Raw genomic sequence first — 14,084 nt, 5'->3', positions numbered from 1 at the left:
GTCCGCTGCCACGATGCGGCACGTGTCCGAGGTCGTCCTCTCAGGTCTCGTCACCGGCTGGGCGATCGCGATCCCGATCGGCGCCGTCGGGGCGTTCCTGGTCGCGCTCGCGTCGCGGACGTCGTTCCGGGTCGGGGCCGCCGGCGCGCTCGGCATCGCGACCGTCGACGGGACGTACGCCGCCCTCGCCGTGATCGCCGGTGCGGCGATCGCCGCTGTGCTCGAGCCGGTCAGCCACGCGCTGACGATCGCGTCCGGGATCGTGCTGCTCGTCATCGCCGGGCTGACGGCGGCGCACGCGATCGGCACCGCCGGCCGGGTCCGCGAGGCGCGGCCGATGCGGCCGGGTGCGGCGTACGCGCTGTTCCTGGGCATCACCGCCGTCAACCCGACGACGGTCGTCTACTTCGCGGCCGTCGTGCTCGGCAACCAGCACCTGGTGTCGGGCGCGGCCGAGGGCACGGTGTTCGTGGTCGCCGCCTTCGTGGCGAGCGCGTCCTGGCAGCTGGTGCTCGCGGGCGGCGGCGCGGCGCTCGGCCGGGTCGCGACCGGTCACCGGGCGCACCTCGTGACCGGTCTGGTGTCGGCCGCCGTCATCGCGCTGCTGGCGCTCCATACGATGCTCGCGTGACTCCCCTGCTCCGTCCGGCGACCACGGCCGACATCGAGGCCGGCGCCGCCCTCCAGCGGGCGTGCTGGCGCGAGGCCTACGGCCCGTACGTCGACGCGGCGCTCCTCGAGGAGCGCCTGGCCGACCCGGCGCCGTGGGTGGCCGCGTGGACCCGGCAGCTCGCGTCCGGGCCGCCACGCACGGTCGCGGAGTCCGACGGCGCGCTGGTCGGCTTCGCCGTGGCCGGGCCGAGCCGCGACGAGGACGGCGCCACGCCGTACGAGCTCTACGCGATCTACACCCGCGCGGCCTTCTGGGGCACCGGCCTCGGGCAGCGCCTCTGGGAGGAGGTGCGGCCCGACGGGCCGTGCTCGCTCTGGGTGCTCGCGGCCAACGAGCGGGCGCAGGGGTTCTACCGCCGCAACGGGTTCGCCGCCGACGGCGCTCGCGAGCACTACGCCGACCTCGGCGCTGACGAGATCCGGATGGTGCGCCCGTGACCCGCTTCGACCTCTCCGACCCGACCTTCGACGTCACATCGCCCGCCGTGCACGCGGCCCGCGACGAGAGCTGGTACGTCGAGACCAACTGGGGCTGGGCCGTGCTCCGGTACGCCGAGGTGAGCGCGCTCCTGCGCGACCGCCGGTTCCGCCAGGGCAACGCCCGCTGGCCGGCCCAGAACGGCATCCACTCCGGCCTCTTCTCCGACTGGTGGCAGGAGACCCTGCTGTCGCTGGAGGGCGACGACCACGCGCGGATCCGGCGGCTGCTGATGCCGGCCTTCCGCAACAGGACGATCGCCGCGATGCGGCCCCGCTTCCAGGCGCTCGCCAACGAGCTGATCGACGGCTTCGCCGACCGCGGCTCGGTGGAGTTCGTCAGCGAGTTCGCCGAGCCGTACGCCGCCCGGATCATCTGCGTGCTGCTGGGACTGCCGGAGGACCACTGGCACCAGGTCGCCCAGTGGGCCGACGACCTGGGCGCGTCGTTCTCCATCGACGTCGGCAACCAGGTGCCGAAGATCGAGGCCGCCCTCGACGGCCTCTACGGGTACGTCGAGGAGGTCGTCGCCGACCGCCGCGCCCACCCGCGCGACGACCTGGTGACGACGCTCGTCCAGGCGACCGAGGACGGCGACCGGCTGAGCCCGCACGAGCTCGGCGTGGCCCTGGTCTTCCTGGCGTTCGCCGGGATGGAGACCACCCGCAACCAGCTCGGCCTCGCCCTCCAGACGCTGCTCGCCCACCCGGACCAGTGGCGGCAGCTCGGCGAGCACCCCGAGCTGGGCGAGAACGCCGTCGAGGAGGTCATGCGGGTCAACCCGACCGTCACTTGGGTGACCCGCGAGGCCCTCGAGGACGTCGACTTCCAGGGTCTCCACATCCCGCAGGGCGGCATCGTGCAGATGCTCTCGCACAGCGCCGGGACCGACCCGGCGGCGATGCCGGACCCGGCCTTCGACATCACCCAGCAGCGGCCGCCGCACCACGGCTTCGGCGCCGGCGTGCACCACTGCCTGGGTCACTTCGTGGCCCGCACCGACATGGCCGTCGCGCTCCCACTCCTCGCCCGCCGGATGCCGGACGCCGTCCCCGACGGGCCGGGTGAGTGGCTACCGGTCTCCGGCAACACCGGGGCGCTGCGCTTCCCGATCCGCTTCACCGCGGGCCACTAGCGCCAGCACCTCGTCGGTGGTGCGTACGTCGCCGAACGACCGGTAGACCGTGCGGAGGGTGGCGTTGTGGACCTCGTCGCTCGGGGCGGCGTTGGCGTCCGCGACCATCACGACGCGGTAGCCGAGGGTGCTGGCGTCCCGGACCGACGACTCGCAGCAGACGTTGGTCACGGTGCCGGTGACGACGACGGTGTCGATGCCGCGCTCCGCCAGGAGCTCCGGCAGGGGCGAGCGCCCCGGGAAGAACGCGCTCTGCGCCGACTTCTCGACCAGCAGATCCTCGTCTCGTACGTCGAGCTCGTGCCAGAGGCGCTCGCGCAGCGGACCGGCGCCGCCCGATGCGGCGTACCGCGCGGCGACCTCGGGGCCGAGGAGCTCCTCGGCGAGCGTCGCCGGGAGGCCGCCGTGCGGCAGCACCCAGGCCACGGTGCCGCCTGCGTCGCGGAGGGCGGTCGCGAGCCGCTGGACGTTCGGCACGATGCCCCGGCAGTAGTCGTTCTCCTCCACGAAGAACGGCACCAGGTCGATCACGACCAGCGCCGTCCGGGTCGGCTCGATCCGGTCGAACGCGTGCCGCCGTCCCCGGCGGCTCTCGTGGCGGGCGTACTCCGCCTCGTCGATGTGCCACCGGTGCGGCCGGGCAGGGCTCATGCGGTCAGGTGGTGCACATAGCACCAGCGCCAGTCCTCGCCCGGCTCCGCCGACTGCATGACGGGGTGCTGCTCGTCGTGGAAGTGCCGGGTCGCGTGCTGCTTGGGTGAGGAGTCGCAGCAGGCGATGTTGCCGCACTCCAGGCAGCGCCGCAGCGCGACCCACTGGGTGCCCTCGTCGAGGCAGGCCTGGCAGTAGGTCGCCGGCGGCTCGTCGACCGCGCCGTGCTGCTCCAGGTCGGGGCAGAGGTCGCCGGTGGTCCAGCGGCGCGCGGCGTACGCCGCCGACTCGTCGCGCTCGGCCTCGGCGCTGTCGAGCATCGACTCCTCGATGTCGAGGGTCGCGAGGACGTCCGCGATCACCTCGGAGTCGACGGTGCCGGACCTGCGGATCTCGAGGATGCGGCGGCGCTCGGCGTCGAGCATCTCGGTGCGGATCCGGTAGTAGAGCGCGGCCGGCGACTCCTGGTCGGCGGTGGTGCTGAGCCGCTCCCAGGCCGCGAAGTTGCGCTGGTCGAGGCGCTGCCGGATCAGGTCGACGACGCCGGCGCGGTCGTCGTAGTCGAGGTCGTCGAGCTCGTCGAGTGCGGCCTTGGACGCCTGCTGGAGGAGCGTGGCCCGGGCCAGCGCGTCGTCGAGCGGGTCCGGCTGCGGCACGCGCAGACGGCGGGCGAGCATCGGGAGCGACAGGCCCTGGATGAGCAGCGTGCCGGCCACGACCGTGAACGCCGCCATCAGCAGCACCTCGCGGTGCGGCGTGTCCTCGGGGATCAGGAACGCCGCGGCCAGGGTCACCACGCCGCGCATGCCGGCCCAGCCGATGAGGAAGGTCTGCGCGGCCGGGGGACGTCGCCCGGTCGAGGGGTCCGGACCCGGACGGACCAGCATCCAGCGCGAGATGAAGACCCAGATGATCCGCAGCACGATGCAGGCCAGCAGCGTCGACGCGCAGATCGCGGTCACCCGGACGCCTGACAGGTCGCTGTCGGCGAGGTCCTGGAAGAGCCACTGGGCCTGGAGGCCGATGAGCGCGAAGACGGTGTTCTCGAGCAGGAAGGCGATCGTGCGCCAGTTGGTCTGCTCGGCGATCCGCGACTGCGCCGTCTGGAGGATCGGCGCCTTGTGGCCGAGCAGGAGGCCGGCGACGACGACCGCGACGACGCCGGAGGCGTGGATCTCCTCGGCGGCGATGAAGCAGGCGAAGGGGATCACGAAGGACAGGCCGACGTCGAGCACCGGGTCGGTGATCCGCTTGCGCAGCCAGCCGATGACCAGGAAGCCGACCACGCCGATCAGCACGCCGCCCCCGGCCGCGAGGAGGAAGTCGAGGCCGACGTACCAGGAGATGCCGGTCGCGGCGAGCGCCGTGCGCAGGGACACCAGGGCGGTCGCGTCGTTGAAGAGCGACTCGCCCTCGAGGATGGTGACGACCCGGCGCGGCAGGCCGATGTGGCGGCCGATCGCGGTCGCGGCCACCGCGTCGGGCGGCGCCACGACCGCGCCCAGCGCGAACGCGATCGGCCAGGACACACCCGGGAGCAGCAGGTGGACGACGAGCCCGACCCCGGCCGTGGTGAAGAGGACCGCGCCGATCGAGAGCGCCAGGATCACGCGCCGGTGGGCGTTGAAGTCGATCAGCGACGACGAGATCGAGGCCGAGTAGAGCAGCGGCGGCAGCAGTCCGAGCAGCACCACCTCGGGCTCGAGGTGGATCTGCGGCACCCACGGCAGGAAGGACGCGCCGACGCCCGCGACCACCAGCAGGAGCGGCGCGGGCACGCCGACCCGGGCGGCGATGACGACGCAGGCCAGCACGCCGGCAGCGAGCGCGAGCAGGAGGAGGGCGACATGCACGCAGCCATCTTCCCGGATACCCGTGACGCGCGGGGGTCAGGCGGGTTGCGCGACCCAGAGCATCGGGTCGCCCCAGCCGAGGTCGCCGACCCCGTGGCGGGTCAGCGCCAGGGCCACCAGGGTGCGGCGGTGGGCCGCGAAGGTCAGCACGTGCGCGATCATCCCGCCGTAGGTGAACACCTCGGCCGGCTCGCAGAGCGCGTCGACGAAGGTGTCGTCGAGGCGCTGCTGGTCGATGACGTCGCGGACGTGCCCGACGTACGTCGACCCCTCGACCGCGAGCCGCTCCCGCATCGCGTCGAGGGGCTCGTGCTCCTCGACGGTCCAGTCGTAGTCGCGGGTCGCGAGGGCGGCGTTCCACATGCCCATCTGGCCGACCAGCCGGGACAGCAGCGTCCGGATCGTCTGGCGGTCGTCGTCGACGTCGAGCTCGATCGGCTGGTCGAGCTGCTCGTCGGTGAGCTCGCCCGCGACGCGGATCATCTCGCCGGTCAGCCACACGTGGTGCTCGACCATCTTCATCATCAGGTCCATCTGGGTCACCTGGTCTCTCGCCGGCAGCCGGAGGCTGCCGGGTGGGTGGAAGTGCACGCCGTTGGGCGCGTCGATCTGGAGGTGTCCCGGCTTGCGCCGCCACGTCGCGGGAGCGACGCCGTACGCCCGGGCGAAGGCGCGGGTGAACGCCTCGTGGGACCCGTAGCCCGCCTCGACGGCGACGTCGATGAGCGGGGCCGTGGTCGTGATCATGCGGTACGCCGCGCGCTCGAGCAGCACCCGGCGGCGCAGCGCCTGCGGCGGCTCGCCCGCGACCGCCCGGACCATCCGGTCGAGGTGGTAGCGGGAGAAGTGCAGCCGCGCGGCCCGGTCGTCGGCGCTCAGCCCGTGGTCGTCGAGCGCCTCGGCGAGGTGGTCGACGAACTGGGCGAACGTGTCGGCTGCGGGCATGCCCCCGATCATGCTGCGCCGGGCGGAGGTCGCGCTTGATCGTGCTTGCGTAGCCTGCTCGCGTGGTCGAGCTGATCCTGGTCCCGAGCCCGCTGCTCGGACCCGCGTCGTGGGCGCCGGTGGCCGACCTGCTCGGCGCCAGGGTCGCGACGGTCGACGAGCTGGACCGGACCCAGGCCGAGGGAGTCGTGCTCGTGCCGCACAGCAACGCCGGCCTGCACGCCCCGCGGCTCGCCGAGAGGCTCGGCGCCCGCGCGACCGTCTACGTCGACGCCGCGCTGCCGGCCGGGGGTGCGTCCGACACGGCGCTGGCCCCACCCCGCTTCCTCGACTTCCTCTCGAGGCTCGCCGACGACGCCGGCCTCCTGCCGCCCTGGTCGCACTGGTGGGACGACGCGGATGTCGACCCGCTCTTCCCCGACGCCGCGACCCGGGCCGCGGTCGAGGCGGAGCAGCCGCGGCTGCCGGTCTCCTCCTTCGAGACGCGGGTGCCAGTGCCGGACGGCTGGGCCGACCGACCGTCGGCGTACCTCGCCTTCGGCGGCACGTACGCCGAGGAGATCCGCCTCGCCCACGACCGGGGCTGGCCGGTCCTCGGCCTGCCCGGCCGGCACCTGCACCAGCTGGTCGCCCCCGCGGAGGTGGCCGCCGCGATCACCGACCTGACCGGACGTCTGCTGGGCTGACGAGCAGCCCTCAGTAGGGCAGCAGGCCGAGACCCTCGTGGGTCTCGTGCCCGTTGGGGCCGGTGCCGAGCCCGCGCTCGAAGTGACCGACCCAGAGACCCCGGGAGGTGAAGTAGAGGTCGTAGGCGCCCAGGCCGCCCTCGGTGCTCTTCCACGGGTTCCACGACAGCGCCCGGCCGGTCGCCGGGTCGATCGCGCCCAGACCCAGTCGCGGCACCGAGCCCGGGCCGGCGGCGTTGTTCCCGAGGGGGTTGTCGAGCCAGCGCTGGTGGCCGCCGACGAAGATCGCCCGGTTGGTGGCGGCGACGGAGTGGAAGGTGTCGCCGCCGGTGTAGTTGACCCACACCGGCTGCTGACCGTCCGCGTCGACCGGCCGCCAGAGGGACGCGGCGTCGCAGAGCAGCGTCGACCCCGTCGGCTCGTCCCCACCCGAGGTCACGACGGCGAACGCGCTCCCGTCGGGCAGCCAGTCGACGTCGCGGGTGTACCAGCGGCTGCCGTTGCAGATCTGGTCCCACCGGGTTGAGTGCCAGGCCGACACGGTCGCGGCCGTCGTGCCGAGGTTGAGCATCGCCACCTCGGCACGGCGCTGGCCGCCGACCGAGGTGAACGACCCGATGACCACCATCCGGGTCGCGGCCGGGTTGACCGCGAACCGGTAGGCGCGCGTCGACCACTGCGTGTTGCCGCCGCGGACCTGGGTGCCGTCGAAGTAGCCCGAGGCCGCACCCGTCGTCGGGTCGACCGCGACGAGCCCGCCCTCCCAGGTGCCGGCGACGAAGAGCCGGTTGCCGACCAGCTGCAGGTCGCTGACCCGCTGGACCGGCACCGTGAAGCGGAAGGTCGGGTCCACCCGGTTGAGCTGCAGGTCCCACTTCACCAGGCGGTTCGCGGCCACGCCGTCGACCGAGCCGAACGTGCCGCCGATGTAGAGGTAGCGGCCGTCGGGGCTCGACTCCATCGCCCACACCTGCCCGCCGAAGCGTGGGGCGAACGACGAGACGGCGCCGGTGGTGGCGTCGAAGGCGAGGAAGTTGCGGCGCGCGTACGTCGTCCGCCGGTCGGCGCTCAGGACGGTGCGGAAGTCGCCGCCGGCGTACATCGTCCCCCCGACCTGGTGCAGCTCGTAGACCCCCGCCTCCGGCACCGCGGCGTCGTCGACCACGCGCGGCGTCCGGTCGTCGGCGTCCGCCCGGGGCAGCGACGGGATGACCGGACCCGCCGCCGACGGTGGCGGCGCCGCGACCACGAGCCCACTCAGCAGCCCAGCCAGCAGCGCACCCGCTGCCGCGCCGACCTGGATCCGCCGTCTCCGCCGAGTCGAGAACCACATGGTCCGAGCGCACACCCGGACCCCGCTCCGCCGCAGCCCGCAGATCGGGTAAGTCGAGGGCGGGAGCGACCGCGATTTCTCTTAGCCGGCGCCCGGCGACGGCCGCAGCGCGCGGATCCGCTCGTCGAGGTCGCGCCGGTTGTCGCGGCGGACCACGACCTCGACCACCTCGATGCCGCCGTTGGGCGAGGCGAGCGCCTGCTCGAGCTCGGGCAGCGACCCGACCCGCCAGTGCGGGGTGCGGGTGGCGGCGCAGAGGGCGGCGAGGTCGACGTGGTGCGGGGTGCCGAAGAGGCGCTCGTACTGCTCGGCGTACGGCGGCGCCCCCTGCTCGAGCATGGTGAAGATCGAGCCACCGTCGTCGTTGACGACCACGATGGTGAGGTCGGGGACGGGCTCGCCGGGGCCGATGACCAGACCGTTGGCGTCGTGCAGGAAGGTCACGTCCCCCATGAGCGCGAACGACCGGGTGCTCGACCGGGCGAGAGCGGCGCCGATCGCGGTCGAGACGGTGCCGTCGATGCCGGCCAGGCCGCGGTTGGCGATCACCTTGCGGCGCGCGCCGACGTCGTAGCGGGGCACCATCAGGTCGAGGTCGCGGATCGGGCTCGAGGCACCGACGACGAGCAGGCCGCCGGCCGGCAGCGCACGGGCGACGGTCCCGGCGACCTCGTGCGGCGTGAGGTCGCGCTCGGCCGCGAGGAGCGCGTCCAGCTGACGGCTGACCGAGCGGTCCGCCTCGCGCCAGTCCTCGAGCCAGGTGGGGTCGTCGGGCTCGTCCACCCCGACGCCACCGATGACCCGGCCGTCGACGGGGAAGGGTCGCTCCGACCAGGCACCCCAGCTGCCCCCGATGTCGACGACCTCCACGTCCTCGCGGCCGAGCAGCCGGCTGACCGGACGCGACAGGGTCGGATGGCCGCACACCACGACCCGCTCGACGCGCTCGCCGAGGTCGGAGCCGAGCAGGAGCCGGTAGGTGCGGATGGCGCTGTCGCCGGTGCGCGAGCCGCTGGACGGCTCGGCGAGCAGCGGCCACCCGGCCTGCTCGGCGAGCACCCGGGCACGAGGACCGGCGTCGTCGCCCGCGACCACGACGGTGCGCGGACCGACCGGGAGCGTGGTCAGCGACGCGGCGACGGCGCGGTGGACCGGCTCCCCCGGCACGACGTCCGGAGCCCACCGGTCGTCGGGCAGGAGCGGCTCGTCGAGGGGCACGTTGAGGTGCACCGGCGAGCCGGTGATCAGGTCGATCCCCCCGGTCGCGTCCTGGGTCGCGACCAGCGGCCCGAAGATGCCGACCTGGTCGGTGGTCTGGTTGGCCGAGGTGCCCCGCAGCCGGGCCGGCCGGTCGGCGGTGACGACGACGAGGTCGACCCCCGCGTGCGCGGCCTCGAGGACGGCCGGGTGCAGGTTGGCGACGCCGGTGCCGGAGGTGCAGATCACGGCCGCGCGGCGGTGGTTCTTGGTCAGCCCGAGGGCCAGGAAGCCGGCCGCCCGCTCGTCGATGCGGGTGTGCAGCCGGACCAGTCCCGCCGCCGCGGCGTCGTACGCCGCGAAGGAGAGCGGCGCGTTGCGGGAGCCGGGGCAGACCACGACCTCGGTGACGCCGGCCTCGATCAGCGCGGTCAGCACCCGGCGCGCGAGGTCGGTGGAGGTCACACCCGATCCTCTCGCAGGGCGCGTACGTCGGCGAGCCGGGCCTCCCAGTGGGCGACCCGGTCCGGAGCGGCGGCGTGCGTCGCGAGCAGCGCCGGGTCGACCGACGGCACCCGCACCGGGAGCGCGCCGTCGACGGGCAGCAGCGACTCGGTGACGACGTCGCCGGTCAGCAGCTGGACCGTCGCGAGGCCGCACGCGTAGGGCAGCTCCGGCAAGGCGGCGGCGAGCGCGATCCCGGCGGCGATCCCGACGCTGGTCTCGAGAGCGGACGACACGACGACCGGCAGCCCGATCTCCTCGGCGATCCGCAGGCAGGCCCGCACCCCCCCGAGCGGCTGGACCTTGAGCACCGCCACGTCGGCGGCGGCCAGGTCGCGCACCCGGTAGGGGTCCTCGGCCCGCCGGATCGACTCGTCGGCCGCGACCGGCACGTCCACGCGGCGGCGGACGACGGCGAGGTCCTCGACGGTCGCGACCGGCTGCTCGACGTACTCCAGCCCGCCGGCCGCGCGGTCCAGGACGCCGATGGCGGCGACGGCGGTGTCGACGTCCCACAGGCCGTTGACGTCGATCCGGACCCGGCCGTCCGGGCCGAGCGCGTCGCGCACCGCCTCGAGTCGGGCCTGCTCGTCGGCGCGGGTCTGCCCGGGCTCGGCGACCTTCACCTTCGCGGTGCGGCAGCCGCCGCGGCGCACGATCTCGTGGGCCTGCTCGGGACCGACCGCCGGCACGGTGACGTTGACGGGCACGGAGTCGCGCACCGGCGCCGGCCAGTCGCCCGCGGCCGCCTCCTCGGCGCAGCGCAGCCACGGCTCGGCGACCGCCGCGTCGTACTCCAGGAAGGGGCTCCACTCGCCCCAGCCCGCGGGACCCTCGACCAGCACGCCCTCGCGCACGGTGATGCCGCGGAAGCGGGTGCGCATCGGCACGCTGTAGACGATCACACCAGGCTCCGGAGCGTGAGCCGGTCCGGCTTGCCGTTGGGCAGCAGCGGGATCTCGTCGAGCGCCACCAGCTGGCGCGGCGCCCAGGACCGCGGGTGGGCGTCGGCCACCCACTCCCGGACCGCGTCCAGGGAGAGCGGGCCGACGACGAACGCAACCAGACGGTTGCCCCACTCCTCGTCCGGTACGCCGAGCACCTCGGCCGCCACCACGTCCGGGTGGTCCCGCACCCGAGCGGCGACCGCGGGCGCGGGCACGTTCACACCGCCGCTGACCACCACGTCGTCGAGCCGCCCGAGGACCCGGAGCCGGCCGTCGTCGTCGAGCCGACCGGCATCGGAGGTCAGGAACCAGCCGTCGACCAGGACCTGGGCGGTGAGCTCGGGATCACCGTCGTACCGGTCGAAGAGGGTCGGCCCGCCCAGCCGGATCCGGCCGTCGCGGTCGATGGCGACACCGACGCCGTCGAGCGGCAGCCCGTCGTAGACGCACCCGCCGGCGGTCTCGGCCGAGCCGTACGTCGCCACCACGCGGACCCCTGCGTCCTCGGCCCGGCGCCGGAGACCGGGGTCGATCGGACCCCCACCGAGGAGCACGGTGCGGAAGGCGCGGAGCACGTCGGCGTCCGAGTCGAGGAGCCGGTGCAGCTGCGTCGGCACCAGCGAGACGAAGTCGCAGTCGTGGGCCGCGTCGGCGAAGGTCGCGTGCTCGTCGAGCACCACCGGCTCGTAGCCCGCCACCAGGGACCGGCAGATCACCTGCAGGCCGGCGACGTACGCCGACGGCAGCGCCAGCAGCCAGCGGCCGGAGCCGCCGAGCCGGCGCGCGGAGGCCTCGACGGAGGCGAGCACAGCGGCCCGCGAGAGGACCACGCGCTTGGGCGCACCGGTCGAGCCGGAGGTCTCGACGATCCACGGACCCGGGTCGTCGGCGGCGAGCCAGGCGCCGAGCCCGCGGACCTCCGAAATCACCTGGCCGAGACTAGTGCCACGGGCGAAAAGTCGTTGGACGGTTCGAGCCGCCATGGCACGCACCTGGCTGCGTTGGCATCGCTGGAGCTACGCCCGGTAGCCCGGCGCGACGCCGCCTTGCCAGGCACGCACCCTGACGACACCCACCATCCAGATACTTTCCACCCGCGGCACTAGACCCGCGTGATGGGATGCCCTGGTGCCGACCCGTCTGGATCGATTCCTGCCGCCGACGCCACTCGCGCGGAGGCTCTCGGCACAGTCGGTGCTCTTCGCGACGGGCGAGGGCGCGTTCCTCACCGGCAGCGCGGTCTTCTTCACCCAGATCGTCGGCCTGAGCGCCGCCCAGGTCGGTCTCGGCCTGACCGTCGGCGGGCTGGCCAGCTTCTGCTGCTCGATCCCGGCCGGCAAGCTGGCCGACCGGCTCGGGCCCAAGCGCCTCTGGGGGTTGAGCGCCTTCACGATGGCGGCGCTCTACCTGGTCTGGCCGTTCATCGGCGGCTTCGCGACGTTCCTGGTCCTCGTCGTGCTTCTCGAGGTCGTGCAGAACGCCGGCTGGTCCGGCCGGGGCGCCTACACGATCGACATCTTCCCGCGCGAGGAGCGGGTGCGGACCTCGGCGTTCGTCCGGGCCGCGCTCAACATCGGCTTCACGATCGGTGCCCTCATCGGCGGCCTCGCGCTCGCCTCGGACAGCGACACCGTGATCCGGGCCGTCCCGTGGCTGACGGCCTGCGTGCTGCTCGCGAACGGCGTGATGATCACGCGACTGCCGGACGCCCCGCACGACAAGCCGACGGCCGAGGACGTCGTGCCGGTGGAGAAGGCGGTCCAGGGCAGCGCGCTGCGCAACCGCGGCTTCGTGCTGCTCAACGTCTGCGACGGGATCCTCGGCACCAACCAGGTGCTGCTCAACATCGTGATCCCGCTCTGGCTGGTGCAGGAGACCGACGCCCCCCACGTGCTGCTGGCGTGGCTCTTCGGCACCAACACGGTGCTCGCCGTGCTGCTGCAGGTCCCAGCCGCGCGGGGCGTCGACTCGGTCTCCTCCTCGCTGCGCGCCGCCCGGATCAGCGGCGCCTTCTTCGTGCTGTCCTGCCTGATCGTGCTGGTCACCCACGACACCCTCGGCTGGACCACGATCCTGCTCGTCTGGCTGGGCCACGTGACGGTGACCGGTGCCGAGCTCTTCCAGTCGGCCGGGCACTGGGGCTTCCTCTCCGAGCTGTCCGATCCCGACCGACGCGGCGAGTACCAGGGCGCAGCCCAGCTCGGGAGCATCCTCGGCAACGTGTGGGCACCGGCCCTGTTCACCTACCTGGCGATGGAGTGGGGCACGACCGGCTGGCTGCTGATCGCGGCGATCATCGTGGTCGGCGTCCTCGGCATGGGGCCGTCCTCGCGCGCCGCCGAGCGCTACCTCGCGCGCGTCCACGCCGACGCTGCTGCTTGAATCATCCGTCGTGGCAACTCCTGCTCAGTGGCTCGCCGGCGCCCGGCCGCGCACCCTGCCCGCTGCCGTGTCCCCGGTCCTGGCCGGCACCGGCGTCGCGGCGTACGCCGACGGCGCGGTCTGGTGGAAGGCGCTGCTCGCCCTCGTGGTGTCGCTGGCCCTCCAGGTCGCGGTCAACTACGCCAACGACTACTCCGACGGGATCCGCGGCACCGACGCCGACCGGGTCGGGCCGATGCGGCTGGTCGGCTCCGGCGCGGCCGCGCCTGGTGCGGTGAAGCGCGCGGCGTTCCTCGCCTTCGGGGTGGCCGGGGTCGCCGGCCTGGTACTCGCGGCGACCACGGCCTGGTGGCTGGTCGCGGTCGGGCTCGTCTGCGTCGTCGCGGCCTGGTACTACACCGGCGGCTCGAAGCCCTACGGCTACCTCGGCCTCGGCGAAGTGATGGTCTTCGTCTTCTTCGGCCTGGTCGCCGTGATCGGCACGACGTACGTGCAGACGGAGACCTGGGAGTGGGCCGCGCTCTGGGCCGCCGTCGGCGTCGGTGCGTTGGCCTGCGCGATCCTCGTCGCCAACAACCTGCGGGACATCCCGACCGACACGCTCGCCGGCAAGCGCACCCTCGCGGTGCTGCTCGGCGACCGCGGCACCCGCCGCCTGTACGCCGCGCTGGTGGTCGTCGCTGCGCTCGCCGTCCTCGGCGTCGCCGTCGTCACCTCGTGGTGGGCCGTCCTCGGGCTCGGCTTCCTGGTGCTCGCCGCCCCGGCCACCCGCACCGTGCTGGGCGCAGCGGTCGGGCCCGGCCTGATCCCGGTGCTCCAGCAGACGGGCCTCGCCGAGCTGCTGTGGGCGGCTCTGGTGGCCGTCGGGCTCGTCGTCGCCGGTTGAACCCGGGCGGGAGGTGGCATGCTCACGCCATGCCGCAGCGACCGTCGTACTACCCGGCCGTGCTGGCCGGGACCGTCGCGATCTACTTCGTGCTCGTCGGTGTGTTCTTCCACCAGCGCACCACCAGCACGCCCGCCCGGGACGCGGTCGGCGAGCTGATGTGGGTCCTGGCCGGCGCGGCCGCACTCATCGCCGTGGTCCACGTGGTGCGAACGCACGACGTACGGAGCTACGACCCGGCCGCGGCCGCACGTCAGGCCACGAAGGGCTACGACACCGACGCCTAGGTGTAGTTCCTCATCAGGTTGTGAACGGCGAGGCGTAGACGAATAGCGAGGACCTCCAGTACGGAGGGGGTTACCACACCTACCCACCTACTGGAGGTCCTCGTGACTCACGCTAACGCGCCCTTGGC

The 14,084-nt window shown here is 73.7% G+C and carries 14 protein-coding genes; 7 read left to right on the top strand and 7 right to left on the bottom strand.

Translation table 11 applies throughout. The features are described from left to right. The first annotated feature begins 22 nt into the window (after positions 1 to 22). The 3 genes from K8U61_RS19810 to K8U61_RS19800 are packed head-to-tail and all read left to right on the top strand — an operon-like array spanning position 23 to position 2,285. Positions 23 to 631, top strand: coding sequence for a LysE family transporter (locus tag K8U61_RS19810; RefSeq protein ID WP_224124791.1), 609 nt, complete (start codon positions 23 to 25; stop codon positions 629 to 631). Beyond that, positions 628 to 1,110, top strand: a complete 483-nt coding sequence (locus K8U61_RS19805; protein ID WP_224124790.1) for a GNAT family N-acetyltransferase — start codon at positions 628 to 630, stop codon at positions 1,108 to 1,110. Before K8U61_RS19810 ends, K8U61_RS19805 begins: the two co-directional genes overlap by 4 nt. Next, entirely contained in the window at positions 1,107 to 2,285 is a 1,179-nt protein-coding gene (locus K8U61_RS19800; RefSeq protein ID WP_224124789.1) for a cytochrome P450, read from the top strand. Before K8U61_RS19805 ends, K8U61_RS19800 begins: the two co-directional genes overlap by 4 nt. On the opposite strand, the gene K8U61_RS19795 is transcribed toward K8U61_RS19800, so the two are convergent. The 3 genes from K8U61_RS19795 to K8U61_RS19785 are packed head-to-tail and all read right to left on the bottom strand — an operon-like array spanning position 2,223 to position 5,734. Further along, positions 2,223 to 2,936, bottom strand: a complete 714-nt coding sequence (locus K8U61_RS19795; RefSeq protein ID WP_224124788.1) for a cysteine hydrolase family protein — start codon at positions 2,934 to 2,936, stop codon at positions 2,223 to 2,225. The genes K8U61_RS19800 and K8U61_RS19795 overlap by 63 nt on opposite strands. Then, positions 2,933 to 4,789, bottom strand: coding sequence for a Na+/H+ antiporter (locus K8U61_RS19790; RefSeq protein ID WP_224124787.1), 1,857 nt, complete (start codon positions 4,787 to 4,789; stop codon positions 2,933 to 2,935). Before K8U61_RS19790 ends, K8U61_RS19795 begins: the two co-directional genes overlap by 4 nt. Positions 4,790 to 4,825: 36 nt before the next feature. After that, on the bottom strand, positions 4,826 to 5,734 hold the full coding sequence (locus K8U61_RS19785) for a helix-turn-helix domain-containing protein (protein ID WP_224124786.1): 909 nt from the start codon (positions 5,732 to 5,734) through the stop codon (positions 4,826 to 4,828). 62 nt (positions 5,735 to 5,796) lie between these two features. On the opposite strand from K8U61_RS19785, the gene K8U61_RS19780 reads away from it, so the two are divergent. Then, the gene (locus K8U61_RS19780; RefSeq protein WP_224124785.1) at positions 5,797 to 6,420 is read left to right on the top strand and encodes a hypothetical protein; all 624 of its coding nucleotides are present in this window, start codon (positions 5,797 to 5,799) and stop codon (positions 6,418 to 6,420) included. A gap of 10 nt (positions 6,421 to 6,430) precedes the next feature. On the opposite strand, the gene K8U61_RS19775 is transcribed toward K8U61_RS19780, so the two are convergent. The 4 genes from K8U61_RS19775 to K8U61_RS19760 form a co-directional block, all read right to left on the bottom strand. Next, positions 6,431 to 7,753 carry a hypothetical protein gene (locus K8U61_RS19775; protein ID WP_224124784.1) on the bottom strand — a complete coding sequence of 441 codons (1,323 nt, stop codon included), beginning with the start codon at positions 7,751 to 7,753 and terminating at the stop codon, positions 6,431 to 6,433. Positions 7,754 to 7,834: 81 nt separating this feature from the next. After that, entirely contained in the window at positions 7,835 to 9,415 is a 1,581-nt protein-coding gene (gene menD / locus K8U61_RS19770; protein WP_224124783.1) for a 2-succinyl-5-enolpyruvyl-6-hydroxy-3-cyclohexene-1-carboxylic-acid synthase, read from the bottom strand. Then, positions 9,412 to 10,359, bottom strand: a complete 948-nt coding sequence (locus K8U61_RS19765; RefSeq protein ID WP_224124782.1) for an o-succinylbenzoate synthase — start codon at positions 10,357 to 10,359, stop codon at positions 9,412 to 9,414. Before K8U61_RS19765 ends, menD begins: the two co-directional genes overlap by 4 nt. After that, the gene (locus tag K8U61_RS19760; protein WP_224124781.1) at positions 10,356 to 11,330 is read right to left on the bottom strand and encodes an AMP-binding protein; all 975 of its coding nucleotides are present in this window, start codon (positions 11,328 to 11,330) and stop codon (positions 10,356 to 10,358) included. The genes K8U61_RS19765 and K8U61_RS19760 overlap by 4 nt, the downstream gene beginning before the upstream one ends. A 199-nt stretch (positions 11,331 to 11,529) precedes the next feature. Here K8U61_RS19760 and K8U61_RS19755 point away from each other — a divergent pair, with 199 nt between their 5' ends. From K8U61_RS19755 to K8U61_RS19745, 3 genes are read left to right on the top strand one after another with little or no spacing between them, the layout of a single operon-like run. Further along, positions 11,530 to 12,783, top strand: coding sequence for an MFS transporter (locus tag K8U61_RS19755; protein WP_224124780.1), 1,254 nt, complete (start codon positions 11,530 to 11,532; stop codon positions 12,781 to 12,783). A gap of 10 nt (positions 12,784 to 12,793) precedes the next feature. After that, positions 12,794 to 13,669: a 1,4-dihydroxy-2-naphthoate polyprenyltransferase gene (locus tag K8U61_RS19750; RefSeq protein WP_224124779.1), complete on the top strand. Its 876-nt coding sequence runs from the start codon at positions 12,794 to 12,796 to the stop codon at positions 13,667 to 13,669. Positions 13,670 to 13,698: 29 nt separating this feature from the next. Continuing rightward, complete coding sequence (locus K8U61_RS19745) at positions 13,699 to 13,956, top strand: hypothetical protein (RefSeq protein ID WP_224124778.1); 258 nt, start codon at positions 13,699 to 13,701, stop codon at positions 13,954 to 13,956. The last annotated feature ends 128 nt before the right edge of the window (positions 13,957 to 14,084 follow it).

It is taken from the genome of Nocardioides mangrovi, assembly GCF_020073815.1.
Lineage (GTDB): Bacteria > Actinomycetota > Actinomycetes > Propionibacteriales > Nocardioidaceae > Nocardioides > Nocardioides mangrovi.
Note: the sequence above shows the minus strand (reverse complement) of the source record. Positions and strands in the feature narration are given on the sequence as shown.